The sequence below is a fragment of the Rhizosphaericola mali genome, from assembly GCF_004337365.2.
Lineage (GTDB): Bacteria > Bacteroidota > Bacteroidia > Chitinophagales > Chitinophagaceae > Rhizosphaericola > Rhizosphaericola mali.
Genome location: NZ_CP044016.1, coordinates 3,152,206 through 3,170,137, shown reverse-complemented (window position 1 = coordinate 3,170,137; position 17,932 = coordinate 3,152,206). Strand labels below are relative to the sequence as shown.

Annotated in this window: 10 protein-coding genes and 1 tRNA gene; 5 read left to right on the top strand and 6 right to left on the bottom strand. The window is 32.6% G+C overall.

Annotated features, from left to right (window positions below; translation table 11 throughout):
• Position 1: 1 nt before the first annotated feature.
• From E0W69_RS13635 to E0W69_RS13615, 5 genes are all read left to right on the top strand, one after another.
• Positions 2 to 1,351: a Fic family protein gene (locus E0W69_RS13635; RefSeq protein WP_131330598.1), complete on the top strand. Its 1,350-nt coding sequence runs from the start codon at positions 2 to 4 to the stop codon at positions 1,349 to 1,351.
• 134 nt (positions 1,352 to 1,485) lie between these two features.
• The gene (locus E0W69_RS13630; RefSeq protein WP_131330597.1) at positions 1,486 to 2,082 is read left to right on the top strand and encodes a DUF6088 family protein; all 597 of its coding nucleotides are present in this window, start codon (positions 1,486 to 1,488) and stop codon (positions 2,080 to 2,082) included.
• A complete protein-coding gene (locus tag E0W69_RS13625) occupies positions 2,075 to 3,175 on the top strand; it encodes a Fic family protein (RefSeq protein WP_131330596.1) in 1,101 nt (366 codons plus the stop codon). The genes E0W69_RS13630 and E0W69_RS13625 overlap by 8 nt, the downstream gene beginning before the upstream one ends.
• Positions 3,176 to 3,341: 166 nt before the next feature.
• Complete coding sequence (locus tag E0W69_RS13620) at positions 3,342 to 6,476, top strand: type I restriction endonuclease subunit R (protein ID WP_131330595.1); 3,135 nt, start codon at positions 3,342 to 3,344, stop codon at positions 6,474 to 6,476.
• A 72-nt stretch (positions 6,477 to 6,548) separates the two neighbouring features.
• Positions 6,549 to 12,266: a DUF3320 domain-containing protein gene (locus tag E0W69_RS13615; protein WP_131330594.1), complete on the top strand. Its 5,718-nt coding sequence runs from the start codon at positions 6,549 to 6,551 to the stop codon at positions 12,264 to 12,266.
• Positions 12,267 to 12,505: 239 nt separating this feature from the next.
• Here E0W69_RS13615 and E0W69_RS13610 read toward each other — a convergent pair whose 3' ends face one another.
• From E0W69_RS13610 to E0W69_RS13585, 6 genes are all read right to left on the bottom strand, one after another.
• Positions 12,506 to 13,984, bottom strand: a complete 1,479-nt coding sequence (locus E0W69_RS13610) for a site-specific integrase (RefSeq protein WP_131330593.1) — start codon at positions 13,982 to 13,984, stop codon at positions 12,506 to 12,508.
• Positions 13,985 to 14,344: 360 nt separating this feature from the next.
• Complete coding sequence (locus E0W69_RS13605; RefSeq protein ID WP_131330592.1) at positions 14,345 to 15,259, bottom strand: hypothetical protein; 915 nt, start codon at positions 15,257 to 15,259, stop codon at positions 14,345 to 14,347.
• A 100-nt stretch (positions 15,260 to 15,359) separates the two neighbouring features.
• Positions 15,360 to 15,689 (bottom strand): helix-turn-helix domain-containing protein, encoded by a 330-nt coding sequence (locus E0W69_RS13600; protein ID WP_225321262.1) that lies wholly within the window; start codon positions 15,687 to 15,689, stop codon positions 15,360 to 15,362.
• A gap of 96 nt (positions 15,690 to 15,785) precedes the next feature.
• Positions 15,786 to 17,021, bottom strand: a complete 1,236-nt coding sequence (locus tag E0W69_RS13595) for a site-specific integrase (RefSeq protein WP_131330591.1) — start codon at positions 17,019 to 17,021, stop codon at positions 15,786 to 15,788.
• A 276-nt stretch (positions 17,022 to 17,297) separates the two neighbouring features.
• Positions 17,298 to 17,372: transfer RNA gene (locus E0W69_RS13590), tRNA-Pro, on the bottom strand.
• Positions 17,373 to 17,504: 132 nt separating this feature from the next.
• Positions 17,505 to 17,912 (bottom strand): hypothetical protein, encoded by a 408-nt coding sequence (locus E0W69_RS13585; RefSeq protein ID WP_131330590.1) that lies wholly within the window; start codon positions 17,910 to 17,912, stop codon positions 17,505 to 17,507.
• Positions 17,913 to 17,932 lie beyond the last annotated feature (20 nt).

The following is a 17,932-nucleotide window of genomic DNA, read 5'->3' as shown; positions in this document are numbered from 1 at the left end:
AATGAAAGACACCGAAAACCAACATACAGAATACAAACAAAAGGTAACGCCAGAATTGGAGAAGGAAGTGGTGGCATTTCTTAATTCCAAGGAAGGTGGCGTGATTTATATTGGCATAGACAAGCATGGAACAATCGTTGGCTTAACCGATGCCGACCAAGAACAATTATTGATAAAAGATCGATTGAAAAACAATATAGTTCCTTCTTGTTTAGGTTTGTTTGATTTGGCATTGGAGCAAAAAGACGGTAAAGAAATTATCAAACTCATAGTAGCAGGAGGTTATGAAAAACCATATTATGTAAAGAAATATGGACTTTCGGAAAAAGGTGCTTTCATTCGCATAGGTAGTGCTGCAGAACCGATGACTGCAAGACAAATCGAAAGTCTCTTCAGTAAAAGAGTGCACAATGCTATTGGCACTATTCAGTCGCCCAAACAGGATTTGAAGTTTCAGCAGTTGCATATTTATTATCAGTCGGTAGATAAAACACTGAATCAGCAATTTGCAAGAAATCTTGAATTACTCACAGAAGATGGTAAGTACAATTATGTTGCTTATTTGATGAATGATATCAATGCTGTATCTATAAAAGTGGCGCGTTATAAGGGTTTGGATAGGATTGATTTAATAGAAAGTAACGAATATGGTTACGAATGTTTAGTAAAGGCGACCAAACAAGTATTGGATAAGCTCCAACTTGAAAATCGGACTTCTACTAAAATAACTGCCAAAGAACGACAAGAAACGCGTTTATGGAATGCCATAGCCCTTCGGGAAGCGGTGATTAATGCTTTTGTGCATAATGATTATACCAGAGAAATAGCACCCAAGTTTGAAATATTTGCCGATCGCATAGAAATTACCTCCTATGGTAGTTTACCTTCTGGCTTGTCGCAAGAGGAATTTTTCGAAGGTTTTTCTGTTCCGAGAAATAAGGAATTGATGCGTATTTTCAAGGATTTGGATTTGGTGGAGCAATTAGGTTCTGGTGTGCCAAGGATATTGCAAGCATATTCAAAAGAAAATTTTCAATTTTCTGAAAACTTTCTTCGATTGACTTTACCTGCAAGCGAAGAGATTGCCCCGCAAGATACCCCGCAAGATACCCCGCAAGATACCCCGCAAGATACCCCGCAAGTCGAAGCGTTATTGAAGGTAATAGACGGACAACATTCCAGACAAGAATTACAAGACTTGCTTAAGTTAGCCGATCGTGAAAATTTCAGATTAAATTATCTGCAACCAGCCATTAACGCAGGATACATAGCTTTGACCTTGCCCGATAAACCAACCAGCAGGAATCAACGCTATTATTTAACTCAGAAAGGGAAAAATAGGATTAAATAAAGGATTTCAGAATAGAATTGTGTACATAATGAAATATACAGAATCACAACTAGGATAATCCTTATCGAGGTATTATTCTTGTCACAAATATTTACTAAATTTGTGACAAGAATTTCAAGTGAAATAGTCTAAGAATGTCTAAAAACCAAATAGAAACAAAGATTTTAAAATCATCTCGTGGCAAACTATTTTTTGCAGATGATTTTTCAAAATATGGTTCGCCTGAAAATATTCGTCAGGTACTCTCACGTTTAGAGAAAGAGGCTGTTTTGGTACGTTTAGCACATGGTATTTACTTAAAACCTAAAATAGATCCTTTGCTGGGAATCATCAATCCCAATATAGAAGAAGTTGCAAAAGAAATTGCAAAACGGGACAAAGCACGCATTGCAGCTACAGGGGTTCTTGCTTTGTATTTATTAGGCCTTAGTACACAAATTCCACTTAAAGCGGTTTACCTTACGGATGGTTCTCAACGAGAAATCAAAATTGGAAATAGGAGCATCAAATTCAAGAAAACGGCTGCTAGGAGTTTTGCCATTAAGGATGACTTATTGCATTTAATTGTACAAGCACTCAAAGAAAAAGGGCAAAAAGAAAACAACGATGATTTTTTAATCCAATTAAAACCATCCATATTGAAGTTAGACCCTTCTGTTATAAAGTCACAACTTCGCTATACACCCGTTTGGATACAGAAAGAAGTAAATGAAATAAAAAAAAATGAGTAATTATCAAATACCCACGTTACCGTTAGATTTTGATTTGGAAACAAAAAAAGTTTTCAAAAAAACTGTTGCGGCAAACAAAGCACTAGCTGAATTAAACGGTGTATCGGAAACTATTCCTAATGAAGAGATTATCTTAAATACACTTTCTTTACAAGAAGCAAAAGACAGTTCAGCTATTGAGAATATTATCACTACGCATGATGAGCTTTTTAGTAGCGATTCCATCGCAAAACAGTTTACAAGTTTTGCAGCGAAAGAGGTATATAACTATTCTAGCTCTTTAAAATTTGGGTTTGAATTGGTAAGAAAAATAGGATTGTTAACTTCTAACAACATCATTGAAATTCATGCTGTTTTAGAAGAAACCAGAACAGGATTTAGAAAAGTTCCTGGAACTTCTCTTAAAAATGATCAGACAGGAGAAGTAATTTATACTCCACCTCAAAGTTTCAAAGAGATTAGTGAACATATGAATAATTTAGAAAACTTTATTAATGATTCTGAGCTGTCTGATCTTGATCCTTTGGTAAAGTTAGCTATTATTCATCATCAGTTTGAAAGTATTCATCCTTTTTACGATGGAAATGGAAGAACAGGGAGAATCATTAATATTTTATATATGATTAAAGAAGAATTACTCCATCTTCCTATTCTATATTTAAGCCGATTTATTAATCAAAATAAAGCTGAATATTACAGGCTTTTGCAATATACTCGAGACTCCAACGAGTGGGAGGATTGGATTCTTTTTATACTAGAGGCTATAGAAAAAACTTCTGTACAAACGATTTCTATAATTAAAGGCATTAAAAGTTTAATGCAAACTTATAAAGAGAAGATTCGCTCAGAATTGCCTAGAATTTATTCCCAAGATTTAATTAATAATTTATTTAAACATCCGTATACTAAAATTGATTTTTTAGTACAAGATTTAAGTGTTTCGAGACAAACAGCATCTCGCTATCTAGATCAGTTAGTGGAATTGAATTTGGTTCATCGTCAAAAAATTGGGAAAGAGAATTTTTATATTAACATAGCACTTTATCAATTTTTAAATGAAGCTACTCAATTGCATAAGTTGAATGACGAATAAGCAAAATGTTATAAAAACTCTAAAATTGTAACACGTTATTTTTTCATGTTACAAAAACCCGAAAAATGTAACACGTTATTTTGTCATGTTACAAAAATTTCAAAAATGTAACACGTTATGTGATCGTGTTATAAAAAACTTAAAAACTTAACTTGAAAAAGTTATCATGAAATATACAGAATCACAACTAGAACAAGCATTCATAAGCCTTTTGCAAATAGAAGGTTACGATTATATTAATGGCAATAAATTAGAAAGAAAATCTAATCAAGAAGTTTTAATCAGAGAAGATTTACAAAATTTTCTACTGAATCGGTATTCCAATTTGGAAGAAATTGAATTAACAACCATCATCAACGAATTGGCTTTTCAATCCGCTTCTAATCTGTATGATTCAAATAAATATATATGTAAACTATTAGCTGATGGATTTATTTTTAAACGCAATAATCCCAATAAAAAGGATTTGCACATTCGCTACATCGATATTGAAAATGAGCATAACAACTCATTTCAGATCGTCAATCAATTAGAGATCCAAGGATCGGAATTGCGTATTCCAGATTTGATTTTGTACATCAATGGAATCCCAATAGTAGTTTTTGAATTTAAAACGGCCATTGAAGAGGAAGTCACCATTCATGATGCATTTAAGCAACTCACGATTCGATATAGAAGAGATATTCCAGAATTGATGAAGTACAACGTATTTTGTATTATCAGCGATGGTATCAACAATAAATCAGGAACTATATTTTCTCCTTATGAATTTTTCTATGGTTGGAACAAAATTACTGGTGACGAAAAGAAAGCACTCACAGGAATAGAAACCACTACGTCCATCGTTCATGGAATGTTGAATAAGGCTCGTTTAGTAGATCTTATTCATCATTTTGTATTGTTTCCAGACACATCCAAAAATGAAAAGAAAATCCTTACTCGATATCCTCAATATTATGCTGCCAATAAATTATTTCAGAACATTCTAGCACATAGAAAACCCGAAGGAGACGGAAAAGGTGGTACTTATTTTGGCGCGACTGGCTGCGGTAAAAGCTTCACAATGTTATATTTATCGAGATTGTTGATGCGCTCTACAAAATTTTCAAGTCCAACAATTATCATCATTTCCGATAGAACAGATTTAGATGATCAATTATCCAGAGATTTTACCAATGCGAAGGATTTTATTGGGGATGAAAATATCATCAATATTACTTCACGAGAAGATTTACGCAATAGATTAAAAGGCTTAGAAAGTGGTGGTGTGTATTTAACTACCGTTCAAAAGTTTGCGGAAGACGACGATATTTTATCTGATAGAAACAACATTATTTGCATTTCAGATGAAGCCCACCGTAGCCAAGTTAATCTGGATTTAAAAGTAAAAATTGATGAAAATGGTGTGAAGAAATCTTATGGTTTTGCCAAATATTTACACGACTCTTTACCCAATGCAACGTATGTAGGCTTTACAGGAACGCCAATTGATAAAACGTTGGACGTATTTGGCGATGTAATCGATCAATATACCATGTTTGAATCGGTCAACGATGAAATTACGGTGAGATTGGTGTACGAAGGTAGAGCGGCAAAAGTTAACTTGGATAATGCGAAGGTAGCAGAAATTGAAAGCTATTACGAAAATGCAGTAGAGGAAGGGGCAAGTGAATATCATGTGGAAGCCAGCCAAAAAGCTATTGCGAAAATGGAAGTGGTTTTAGGCGATAGCGACAGAATAAAAGCCATTGCTCACGATTTTATCAAACATTACGAAAGCCGTTTAGAAGAGAATGCAACCGTTGCGGGAAAAGTGATGATTGTGTGTGCCTCCAGAGGAATTGCGTATAAATTATTTCAGGAAATAATAAACTTACGTCCTGAATGGAACGAAATAAAAATTGCAGAAAATCTTACCGAAAAAGAACAAAAGGAAGTTTTACCAATTGAGTATATCAAAATGGTAATGACCAGAAATAAAGATGATGAACAAAGTTTGTGGAATCTTTTAGGTAGTAAGGAGGAACGAAAAGAATTGGATCGTCAATTCAAACAAATTAAATCCAATTTCAAAATTGCGATTGTAGTCGATATGTGGCTAACCGGTTTTGATGTGCCATTTTTGGATACGATATATATTGATAAACCTTTGCAAACGCATAATTTAATTCAAACAATTTCTAGAGTGAATCGAAAATATGAAGGGAAAGATAAAGGTTTGGTGGTGGATTATATTGGCATCAAAAAGAACTTGAATCATGCCTTAGGAATGTTCAACGGAACAACTGCTGACGATGACTTTGAAGATTTAGATAAAGCTGTTATAATTGTAAAAGACCAAGTAGAATTACTTCGACAATTTTTCCATCAATTTGACACGACCGAATATTTTGAAGGAAATCCTGTTGAGCAATTGAAATGTTTGAACCGAGCTTCGGAGTTGGTTTTGGAAACGGAGCAATCGGAAAAATTCTTTGTAGATGTTACAAAAAAATTGAAATCTGCTTATAACTTGGTAAGTGGTTCTAATTTGTTTTCGGAAAAATATGTAGATGAAATTCATTTTTATTTTGCGATCAAATCTATCGTGGTAAAATTGACCAAAGGTGAAGCTCCTGATACTGCTCAAATGAATGAAAAAGTGAGCAAAATGGTAGAGGAAGCCATCATTTCTGAAGGTGTGGAAGAAATTTTTAAATTGGATGATAACAAAGCCAATGCGATAGATTTATTCAACGATAAATTCATTGAGAGAATTAGCAATTTAGAATTGCCAAATACCAAGGTAAAAATCCTAGAACGACTACTGAAACAAACCATTTCAGATTTTAAGAAAGTAAATAAAATTAAAGGAATAGAGTTTGCCGAACGTTTACAAAGTATCATTAATCGATACAATGAGCGAAGTGAAAGAGATATTTTGGATTATGACGGAATACAAGCCGATACCTCTGAACAAATTTTGGATTTGATTCTAAAGTTAAGACAAGAAATGGCTTCGTTTGAAGATTTGGGAATTGACTATGAAGAAAAAGCATTTTACGACATTTTGGATATGATCTGTAAACAATATGGATTTGAATTCGATAAAGATAAAATGCTGGAATTGGCTCGTGAGATAAAAGCTATCGTAGACAACACTGCTAAATATCCTGATTGGAGCGAACGTGACGACATCAAAGCCCAATTAAAAATGGATATTATCGTCAAGTTGCACCAATTTGGTTATCCGCCAATTACACAGGATGATGTTTACAAAAATGTATTGGAGCAGGCAGAAAACTTCAAAAAACATAAATAGGGGTGACTATAATATCCCTAAATAAGAACTTTATAAAATACCCTTGAAATAATAGAAAAACTAGACCAAATTATGAATGAAGAAATACTGACTCCCGAAATTGTAGTAGGATATTATCCTTTCATCAACTATACATTTTGTTTAAATAAATACAATTTTCTTCAAGAAATAGAAGTACATAATCTGCCAGAAAATACGGAAAATATTAAGGTAGAAGTTTCATCTAGTTTAGACATTATAAAAGAATATCAGGTATTTATAGATAAACCCATTGATGGAAAAATTATAGTTTCAAAGTTTGATTTTCAATTTAATCTTTCTTTATTAAGAAATCTTACAGAAAAGGATGTTGATAATATCAATATTAAAATATCTACTGGAAATATAGAGTTACAGACTAAACAAATAGCTTTAGATGTGTTACCAATGGATTATTTTGGTGGTTTGCAGGTGCTTCCTCAATTGTTATGTTCTTATGTAATCCCAAATCATCCAACTATCTATGAGATCAAGACAAAAGCGATAGAAATATTGGAAAATAATAATCTATCGCCCTCTTTTGAAGGGTATCAAAGAAAAGACAAGGAAAGAGTTGTACAGATGGTTTCTGCAATTTATAAAGCCATTCAAAATCAAGAGTTCATATATAGTGCGATGCCTCCGAGTTTTGAAAGTCATGGACAACGTATTCGCCTAGTGGATCAAGTCTGGCAAACAAAATTTGGCAATTGTATAGACCTATCACTATTGTTCGCTGCCTGTTTAGAAGCGATTAGCCTTCATCCAATAATCATAATTACCAAAGGGCATGCATTTGTTGGCGTTTGGATAGAAGACAAGCGATTTGATACAATGGTTAATTTTGACCAAGCTGCTATTTCTAAAAGGATAGCATCTGGTACCAAAGAAATTGCATTAATAGAATCTACCAATCTATGTAAGGGCAATAATATTCCATTTAGCAAAGCTGTTGCCAATGCAGAAGTGGAATTAATGAATCTCGACGATTTTATTTTATCTATAGATGTAAAGAGCTGTAGATCTAATGGAATATTCCCTTTGCCTACAGTAAAATCAGAAGATGTTCTAAGTAAAGAATCAAACCAACTAGAGTCCGATTCAAATTTTACCTTGGATGAAGAATTTGAATTTGGAAATGTTTATGATAGTTTAGAATTAACAGATTTAAGCAATTTAACCAAGCAAAAGATATGGGAGCGTAAACTTTTGGATTTGTCACTAAGAAATAATTTGCTCAATATTCGCTTCACAAAAAGTATGTTACAAATAGTTGATCTCAAGATCAATTTACTAGAAGATACTTTAGCAGATGGTAAAACATACACCATTCATCCAAACGATAATCAACCTATTACTCGAAAATATGGCAACTATATAGCACCATTGCACTCTTCTTTGCCATTATTTAAACTTGCAGATGAGGAGTTTAAATACAATAGATTACTAACTACTTACCACAGTGATGATCTAGAAACGATTCTCACCAATCTTTACAGATCGTCCAAACTAGCAGAAGAAGAAAACGGCAAAAGCACTTTGTATTTAGGGCTCGGTCTGTTGAAATGGTTTGATTCGAAGGCCAAAACGATCCCAAGATTTGCACCAATATTATTGGTTCCTGTAGAACTTTCTAGAAAATCGGCCAATACTAAATATACGCTGCGTAGCCGGGAAGAGGAGACTATGATTAATATTACATTGGTAGAGTATCTGAAACAAGAATATAAGTTAAATCTTAATGCCTTGGAAAATTTACCCATGGACGAGTCTGGCGTAGATGTAGGAAAGGTCTTGGCAATTATAAGAAATGCCATTATGAATCTCGAAGGTTGGGACGTAATGGAGCAAATTGTATTAGGAATCTTTTCATTTAATAAATTAATACTTTGGCAAGATATTTCTAAATATTCTGAAGAAATACAAAAAAGTTCCATTGTTAAAAGCTTGATAGAAGGCAAGTTGTCCGCCTCATTAGAAAGCGTAGAAAGTGATGATGCAGCATTAGAAAATCTACCTGCAGCACTGCTTACATTACCCATTTCGGCTGATAATTCTCAGCTTAATGCTGTAAAGAATGCTAATCTCAATAAAACATTTATCCTTCACGGCCCTCCAGGAACAGGTAAGTCCCAAACTATTACCAATATTATAGCGGACGCCTTAGCTAATGGAAAAAAAGTGTTATTTGTTGCGGCTAAGAAAGCGGCGTTGGATGTAGTACACCATCGATTAGAAAGTATTGGGTTAAGTCCTTTCACATTAGAGTTACACTCCAATAAATCTAAGAAATCTGATGTCCTTCAACAATTTGAAAGAACATTAGACGTACCCAAATATCAATTGAATAGAGATTTTGTATTGGAAGGCGGTCGATTAGATGAAAGAAAAAAAGAACTGAATAAATTCGTTACGCAATTACATCACAAAAATAATATTGGTTGGAGCATATTTGATAGTCTTTCATTTATTGAGATAAATGAGATTACATTTAAAAATGAATTGAAATTATCGATTGATATTGATCAACTTGATGAGCAACAATGGAATGAATGGCTTGATTGGTTGAAGCCTTTTAGTGCAGTTGCAGCGAAGATTGGACAGCCGTCTCAACATCCACTAAAATCAGTAAAACTTACGGCGCATCGATATGAAAGTAAATCAAATTTATCAACCTCAATAGAAGAGTATATTCATTGTTCCCAGAAAGCGAGTGCTGTATTTCAACAATATCTGTTAGCCGAAAAAGATATTACATTGTTCGTTCCTGTGATATCATTCATAAAAGCTAATAAAATTAGACCTATTCTTTTTGATTTTATTTTCGATAAGGAGAAGAACCGCACGCTAAAGTTTTGGTTGTCAGAAAATGAAAAGCACGCAGAAATTGAATCTCATATTTTGAGTAATTTCAATAAAAGTATTTTAAAATTTGATTCGGAAAATTGGAATTTTCAGTGGAATCAATCCAAGCACGCTTGGTTTTTTCCAAAATGGTTAAAACAAAGAAAAATTAAAGCACAGTTACAAGGTTTTGCAAAAATTAAATTGTCTTCTGAACAAGATATAGATCAAATTTTTACTCAACTAGAAACGTATAAAGCGGTACTTAATAATCTCTCAGACACTAAATATCAACAATTTGGATCGCTATATAATGCATATTTTTCTTCAGAAAAATTAAATATTGATGCTATTGAAAAGGATTTGGAGAATATAGTAAAACTTCAAGAATTGCTACAGTTGTCTAACGTTGCAGATTCAGAAAGTTGGATAAAACATAACTTTATTACCGAAAATATTGACAAAAATATTGATGCGCCGCTTTCTCTTAGTCAGAAATTAGAAGAAGCTCGTAATCACCTTTCTACCTTTTTATATTCTATTGGTGATAAAGATGAATTAGAAGTTATAAATGCTAGTCTGCCTAAATTGGAAGATTGGATCAACTATAATATTTTCAAGTTTAAAGCCGATAAATTAAATCTCCATTGGTTTATTGAAAAATTAGAACAAGGCATTTTTGATACGGGAAATATTGAAATCGAATTTTATAAAATACTTCATCTCAACAATTTCATTCAAGGCATTAACGCAAAAGAAATATTGAACCGTTTTGATGCTTCCGTTTATGAGTCGATGATACATCAATACAAAGATTTGCACAAAGAATTTATTGAAATTTCCAAAAATAAATTGATAGTACAATTAAGTTCCAATATTCCCAATTTCAACCAAGAAGCCGTGCAAAGCTCTGAAATAGGAATCTTGCAAAAAGCCATTAGAAGTAAAGGTCGAGGATTATCGATCCGCAAATTATTTGATCAAATACCTACTTTAATTCCAAGGCTGAAGCCTTGTATGTTGATGAGTCCTATCTCTGTAGCTCAATATTTCAATGTCAATCAAGATCATTTTGATTTAGTGATATTTGATGAAGCCTCACAGCTACCTACCTCCGAATCCATCAGTGCATTGGCAAGAGCCAAACAAGCGATCATTGTAGGAGATCCAAAACAAATGCCGCCCACTAGTTTTTTTGCTAGTTCCAAAACAGATGAGGATAATTATGAATTAGAAGATTTGGAAAGTATTTTAGATGACTGTCTGGCGTTATCGATTCCGTCCAATTATTTGTTGAGACACTATCGTAGTAAGCATGAAAGTTTGATTTCTTTCAGTAACAAGCATTTCTATGATAGTAAATTATTGACATTTCCGTCTCCTGATGATTTGAATCAAAAAGTAACATTTGAATTTGTAAAAGGCTTTTATGATAAAGGTAAAACAAGAACAAATATTCATGAAGCAGAGGCTATAGTAAATTATATTAAAACTCATTTAACTACAAAAAATGAAAAATCTTTAGGTGTTGTTACTTTTAGTCAAATACAACAAAATTTAATAGAAGATCTTTTACAAAAAATGTTTCAAGAAAATCCATTATTGGATGAATATGCGATGCAGTTAGTAGAATCTATTTTTATTAAAAACCTAGAAAATGTACAAGGCGATGAGCGAGATATAATTTTATTCTCCATAGGATATGGGCCAGACGAGTCTGGAAAAGTTTCTATGAATTTTGGTCCATTAAACAGAGACGGTGGTTGGCGTAGGTTGAATGTTGCAGTAACGAGAGCGCGGTATGAAATGAAAATATTTTCTTCACTTATTGGCGATCAAATAGACTTGAACAGAACCAAGTCTGAAGGTGTAAAGGGATTAAAAGACTTTTTGAATTTTGCACAAAAAGGTAATCTACCATTAAAAAACTTAGAAAATACTATAAGTAATTCTTCATTAGTTGATTCAATCGCGGATAGTTTACAGCATAAAGGTTTGCATATCAAAAAAAATATTGGAACTTCCAACTATAAAGTTGATATAGGAATCATACACCCTAACAATGAGAAAGAATATGTATTGGGTATTTTATTAGATGGAGAAAATTACTATCATATTCATACGACTAATGACCGAGAACTATTGGCGCCTGGCGTTCTTAAATCTTTAGGTTGGGACATATTTAGAATTTGGTCTCTTGATTGGATTAAAAATAAGGAACAAATAGTCGCAAATATTTTGTGTTTAATAGAGGAAATTATTAATCGTCCTAAAGTGGAAAATGATACTGTTTTAGATAATAAAATTGAGCATGAAAATACATCTATAACAGATCAACCATTATTAGAAATTACGGACGAAGTTGCAAACTGTTCTAAGATTCCATACACTTGTGCTCAACTAGAGCCATTACCATTTGCCAATTCCGAAACGATATATTATCCAGAAAATCGAGTGTACCTTTTGAATCAGATTAAAGAATTGGTAAATATTGAAGCTCCAATTAGTAAAAATTATTTGCAAAAGAAAATATTAAAACTATGGAATACTGCTCGTGCAGGGAATAAGCTCAGTAATTTTTTGACAGAAATAGTATACTCAATACCAGGAATACAAAAAATAAATTCACATCAAGAGTTTTATTGGAGTGGGGAAATAACGCCTTCAAGCTTGGACCATTATAGAGATAATTCTGAAGAAAAACGCACAATAGATGATATTGCACCAGAAGAAATAAAAGTTGCCATTATGGAAATTATGAATGCTAATCTAAGTTTGAATAGAAGTGACTTAGTTAGATTAACAGCTCGTATTTTTGACTATCTTAAAGTAGGTACGCAAATAGATCTAATCATAAATTTAACTATTAATAGAATTGTTTCTGATGGTTTATTAAAATCATCCAACGATAAGATTTTAGTTTGTTGATTCATGATTTGAAAATAGGATATGGGATATTTTTTATTGTTAGGTCAGATACTTTTATTCTTTTGAACTGTAAATTTTCATAAGATTACGAATATCATCTAATTAAAATTTCTATTTTTTTTATAAACAAACAGAATTGCTTACGTCATAAGAGAATATTTTTAAGAAAAAGATATGGTAGCATCTATCTCCTTAGCTGTGTATGTTAAGGATATAGATACTACTTTTAAAAATAGTTATCAATTAAGAAATTGAAATTTAAAAAGCAAATTTTCTACCCGCTCTACATGTTTACCTATATTCTTCTTACTTACTTTAGCATAGCGTTCTGTTATTCGGACGGAATGGTGACCAAGCATTTTACTGACAGTTGCTAATGGTACATCATTATCCAATAAGATTGTGGTCGCAAATGTATGACGCCCCACATGACTATGCAAGTCATGATTAATTCCGACCTTATTAGCAATACCTTTCAAAAGCCGGTTATAGTATTGGACACTAAAGACTGGAAATAAAAAACTATAGTTCATACGTTTTGGATGGATTTCATATTTGCAAATTATATCTGAAACAATTTTCATTACAGGCACAGTTTCATTGCGTTGCGTTTTTCCTCTTTCAATGGACAGCCATTGTTTTCCATCTATTCCAATAATTAAGTTTGTCATTTTTAGTGCAGCCAATTCTGCATAGGCATAGCCAGTAAAGGTTTCTACAAGAAAAGCGTCTTTTGCCATTTCTTCGCTACTATTCAGGTTGTCAGCATTTATGAGTTTTTGTATGTCGTCCATAAATACGGCCTCCGGTTCGGGTTCTTTATATGTACATTTATAAGATTTCAATGGATTGACATTGATCCATTCACTAGTAACTGCTCGGTCAAGTACTTGTTTAAAATTCTTGATGTGCTTCATAGTGTTGTTGTTGCCACATGCTGCCACTACAGTAAGATAATCATACAATTTTTCACCAAACTTGAGTTTGATTTCAGTGAGGGTAATACTACTACGTTTCAAATGATAGGCAGTGAAATTTAATAGTTTTTGTTTGGTATCCAACCATTTTAGATAAGTAGAAAATTTGCGCGTACCTGCCATAACTTTTCGTAAAAATTGCAATAAAAACTCGTTTATAACATCCTGTATTGTTATGGTATCTTTTTGAACAGAATTGAAATACTTGTTTGAGCGTTCCTCTATTTTTTCAATTTCTTGTCTGATAGTGTTTTGTTCTTTGTCCAATACAGAAAAATGGTACTCCCTTGATAATTCGGAAACATAGATTTCGGCTTTTTTACATTTTTTGAAATGGATAGCACTTCTTTTCGTTAAATCAATTATGTGTTGTTCGAGTTCGAAATCCTTTAATTCTTCCTTCAAATCTTTTTCGGCCTTGAGTTTTGGCTCCGGTTTGTAGGCTTTTACAACCATTTCGGCTGTGACATATTTTTCCTGAATACAAAGTAGGATGTATAGATTGCTAATTTCCCGGGTCATCTGTGACAAGGCATTGTTTGCCGGAACGGAAAGGCTTTTGGCTCCTCCCGTGACCAGTTTCAATTCATTGTTCCAGTGATCCGGAAACACAAAAAGTCCTGTGGAAAAATCTTTTCTTTCTCCATTGATTCTTATTCGTACCCAAATAGGGCATTTACCGTCCTTTCTTTCTTTTTTACGGGACAGATAATAAAGTGGTATCAATTGTTCTTGGGCCATGCTTACCAAGTTTAAAAAATGAACAATTGTGCTAAAGAATTTATGAGAATGGAGCACTTGTCTCCATGCATGTTGTAAAAGTAGGTCCCCTTTTAGGTCCCCCAATAGGTCCCCTTTTGGCTTTAATTCGATTTAATCGAATTTTATCGCTTTTCTTGTAAAACCTTGATTTCTAACTGGTTTATATACAAAAACACGCTAAAATTTAGCGTGTGTTGTGATCCCGCTGGGAGTTGAATGTTATATTATTTTATGTTAGGAATTAATAAGTTATGAATCGACTAATAGACAAGTTTGATATTTTTTATTGCAAAAAAATCATTTGACAATCGTTAAAAAAATATCTTCAAAACTATAAAATTACTTACCATAAATAGAAAAAGGTAAATTACTTATTGTGCCATTTTCTATAATTAATGTATCTCCGTTAGTTCCTGCAATCCAAGTCTTTCCTGAAAAAATACCATCAAATGCTCCATCTGAAATAGATGTTACAGATAATTCAATAGTACTCTTACTCAGGCCTAAATGATTATCTGAAGGAGTTCCATTTCCATAGTATATATTTTGCTCACTATAATTGAAATAAGGTATAGGAACAGTTTTGTTCACTTTAAAATCGTCATAGTTGATTTGATTTGTGAATAGAGCCAATTTATCCCAAGTTAATCCGAATATTCCTGGACCACCTACATTATATAAAAAATATTTTTTTTCGAAAAAATATTTTTTAAAGGTTTGCGCTTTTCCATTTGCTGTAAATGAAATAATACTTGCAGGCATTAATGGATCTGTATAGTGCCAATCTTCATCATATCTAATTTCTTGGAAACCATAAGATTTATCACTTGAACTAATTCCCAGGATTCTCAAATAAGCATAATCCGATAAGATTGTTGAGTAATTGGGATTGGTTATTGTATTTGTAACAGAATCTTTATATCCCGCATCATAATTCCATTCCACAATATAATGTTCGCCAAGATAACTTACCCAGCCATTGTAATTTGCTGGTATTTCAATAGATAAAGTATGTTTACTGCTATCCTTAGATGTTACTTGAATTTTTAAATCAACAGTTGCATTGACCACCTGATTCATTCTTAAAGTTAAACCATGTGTACCAGCTACATATCCTATCTGTACGGTATCGGCACCTTGCTGTATATTATAGCTATCTGCTTCTTGATTTTTGGAACATGAAGTTAATGCCACAGTAATTAATAATAGAGTCGGAAAAAAAAGATTAGATAAGGATTTAAATGGGGAGATCATCTCATAAATTTCGCAGAAAGGTAACTATTATAAGAATAATTTTAAAAATTTCTATAAACTGTAATTTCCCCACTAATGCTTACTTACCAATTTTATCAAATTATTTAGAAGTTTGAAATTCCTTTTGTTTAAAAATTTTATTCAATTCTTCTCGAGAATAAAAAATTACGCCACCTATTTTGGTAAAAGGAATAGAGCCATTATTTCTTAATGTTTGAAGCGTCCCATGACTAATGCCCAGTATTTTTTTTATCTCATTACTTTTAATCCATTCTCTTTCAATTGGATATTTTTTTTCTTGTAGAGCTATTCTAATTTCAATTAATAATTTTTGTTGGAACTCGGATAATATTCTCCTAATTGCTTCCATCATTACTAATGTATTTTCATCAATATTGAATTCTGTCTTGGGATGATTTGTATTATTCATATCAAATTATTTTATAAAGCAAAACTTCAAAGAATTGATTTAGATTATCCCAAGTTGGTCACAATGTGTATCGTTAAATTTTATCAAAAATATGATTTAGTTATTCTTATTTTCTGCCAAACGGATTCTTAAAGAAGCCATATCTTCTCCAATTTTTTTGTTTAAAATTCTTGCGTAGATCTGGGTGGTTGCATATTTGGTATGTCCCAGCATTTTACTGACCGTTTCCATGGGAACGCCATTATTTAGCGTAATTGTAGTAGCAAAAGTGTGTCTGGAAATATAAAAAGTAAGGTATTTATTTATCGAACAAATTTCACCAATAATTTTAAGAGATCTATTGAGTTGTTGGTTTGAAAGAGGTGGAAATAGTCTATTTCGATGAATGGCGATTGGATGATTAGTATATTTTTGCATAATCTCTATTGCCTTCGGTAGTAAAGGTACATTTACAATAGTTCCGGTCTTTTCTCTCTCTGTATGTATCCATAGTTCTGGACCTTCACCATTAATGATATTATCTTTTGTTAATTTCGATAAATCTACGGGGGCTAATCCTGTGTAACAACTAAAGATAAATAAATCTTTAGCAATGACTAATGTAGAATCATTAAGTGGACATTGTTCAATTTTGTCTAGTTCAATTTTATCTAAAAATTGACGATCATACTTCTGGAATGAAATTCTATAGTTCTCAAAAGGATTTTTACTTAACCATCCTAAACGAACTCCCAAATTAGTAATCTTTCGCAATCTTTCTATATGCTTCATTAAACCATTGTTATGGCAAGGATCAAAATCTTTAAGTGGCGTATTGCGTACAAATTGTTCAAATTCTAATAGGAAACGATAATCTAATTCATTCAAAAAGATATCTGTACGTTTCTTGAATTCAATTAAAAATTTCTGGATATATCTGGATGTAGATCTATAGTTTTTAAGCGTTCCTTCTGCAAGTTTCCCAACCATTTGAGAATTATGATAATCCATTAACTCTAATAAGGTTTTGGCATTTTCGTCTAACCCAAAGTAAGATCGTTTTAGCGTTTCAGCTGTGATGATTTTTCCATCCAACTGCAATTGGCGGTATGATTGCATGATTTTACTTCGTATGGATTCAAGGTATGTATTTAGTTGTCTTAATTCCGGGAGGGTATTTTTTGCACGACTATGTTTTTCATCCCAGCTTTTGACACTTACCCACTCTTTAATAGAAAAGTCTTTACGTTCTTTGTTGACTGTGATACGTGCAAAGATGGGCCATTGCGCGTTTTTGACTTTGCTTTTTCTTACAAAAAAACTGATTCCGATAGTTTGTTGATTTAACTTCATAACTCACTCATTTTCAATGTTCAATAAATATGTTTCACTTTAATTCCTTCCGATTTCCAAAAGGAGAATTCAAAACAGTCTAAAACTGTTCAAATTTGCTAGTACAAAATATTGACTATCAATAAATTACGAAGCTAATTTAGGTACACTGGAGGGTACACCTATTAGTACACCAGATATTTGCATTGAAATGCATTTATTTAGTCCCGAAATAAAACAAAAAAGCCTGTAAACATACTGTTTACAGGCTTTTGACTCAAATTGAATCAATTGTTGTCGGGGCGGCAAGATTCGAACTTGCGACCTCCTGGTCCCAAACCAGGCGCGATAACCGGGCTACGCTACGCCCCGAATGCCCTTCCGCTTATCGCTTCGCGGGGTGCAAATATAGGGATATTAAATTATTATAAGTATTTAAGAACATAAATATTTTTTAATGCTTAAATTCTCTTTCGAATAATGTATTTAAAGGATATATTAAAATTATAGTTTTTCGACTTGCAAGACAATTTCACTTTCTTCTAGCTGAAAGATATTGGTTTCTCCCAATTTTGCGTAAATATTTAAAGTGTTATAATGGTCAGTTTTAGAACCAATGCTTATTACTGGAATATTTTTTCTAATTATCCAATCCACATTTTGGGTATGGTCTGTAAGCATAGAAAATATTTTATTGTTATTATTAGTTGTTAGGTTAAATTTTGAATCGCTTTTAAATTCGAACGTTGCGGATTCAAATCCTTTCAAAAAGTCTTTAAAGTTTGGATTACTTGGCTTCTTTAATATTTTCACAACTTTCCATTTCCCTATTATTTGTTCTGGTGTTAAACTTTGACTATAAATTGTGTTTGTAATCAACAAAAGAGAAATCAAGAGAAAGGTTATTTTCATAAAAATTAGTTTATAAGTAA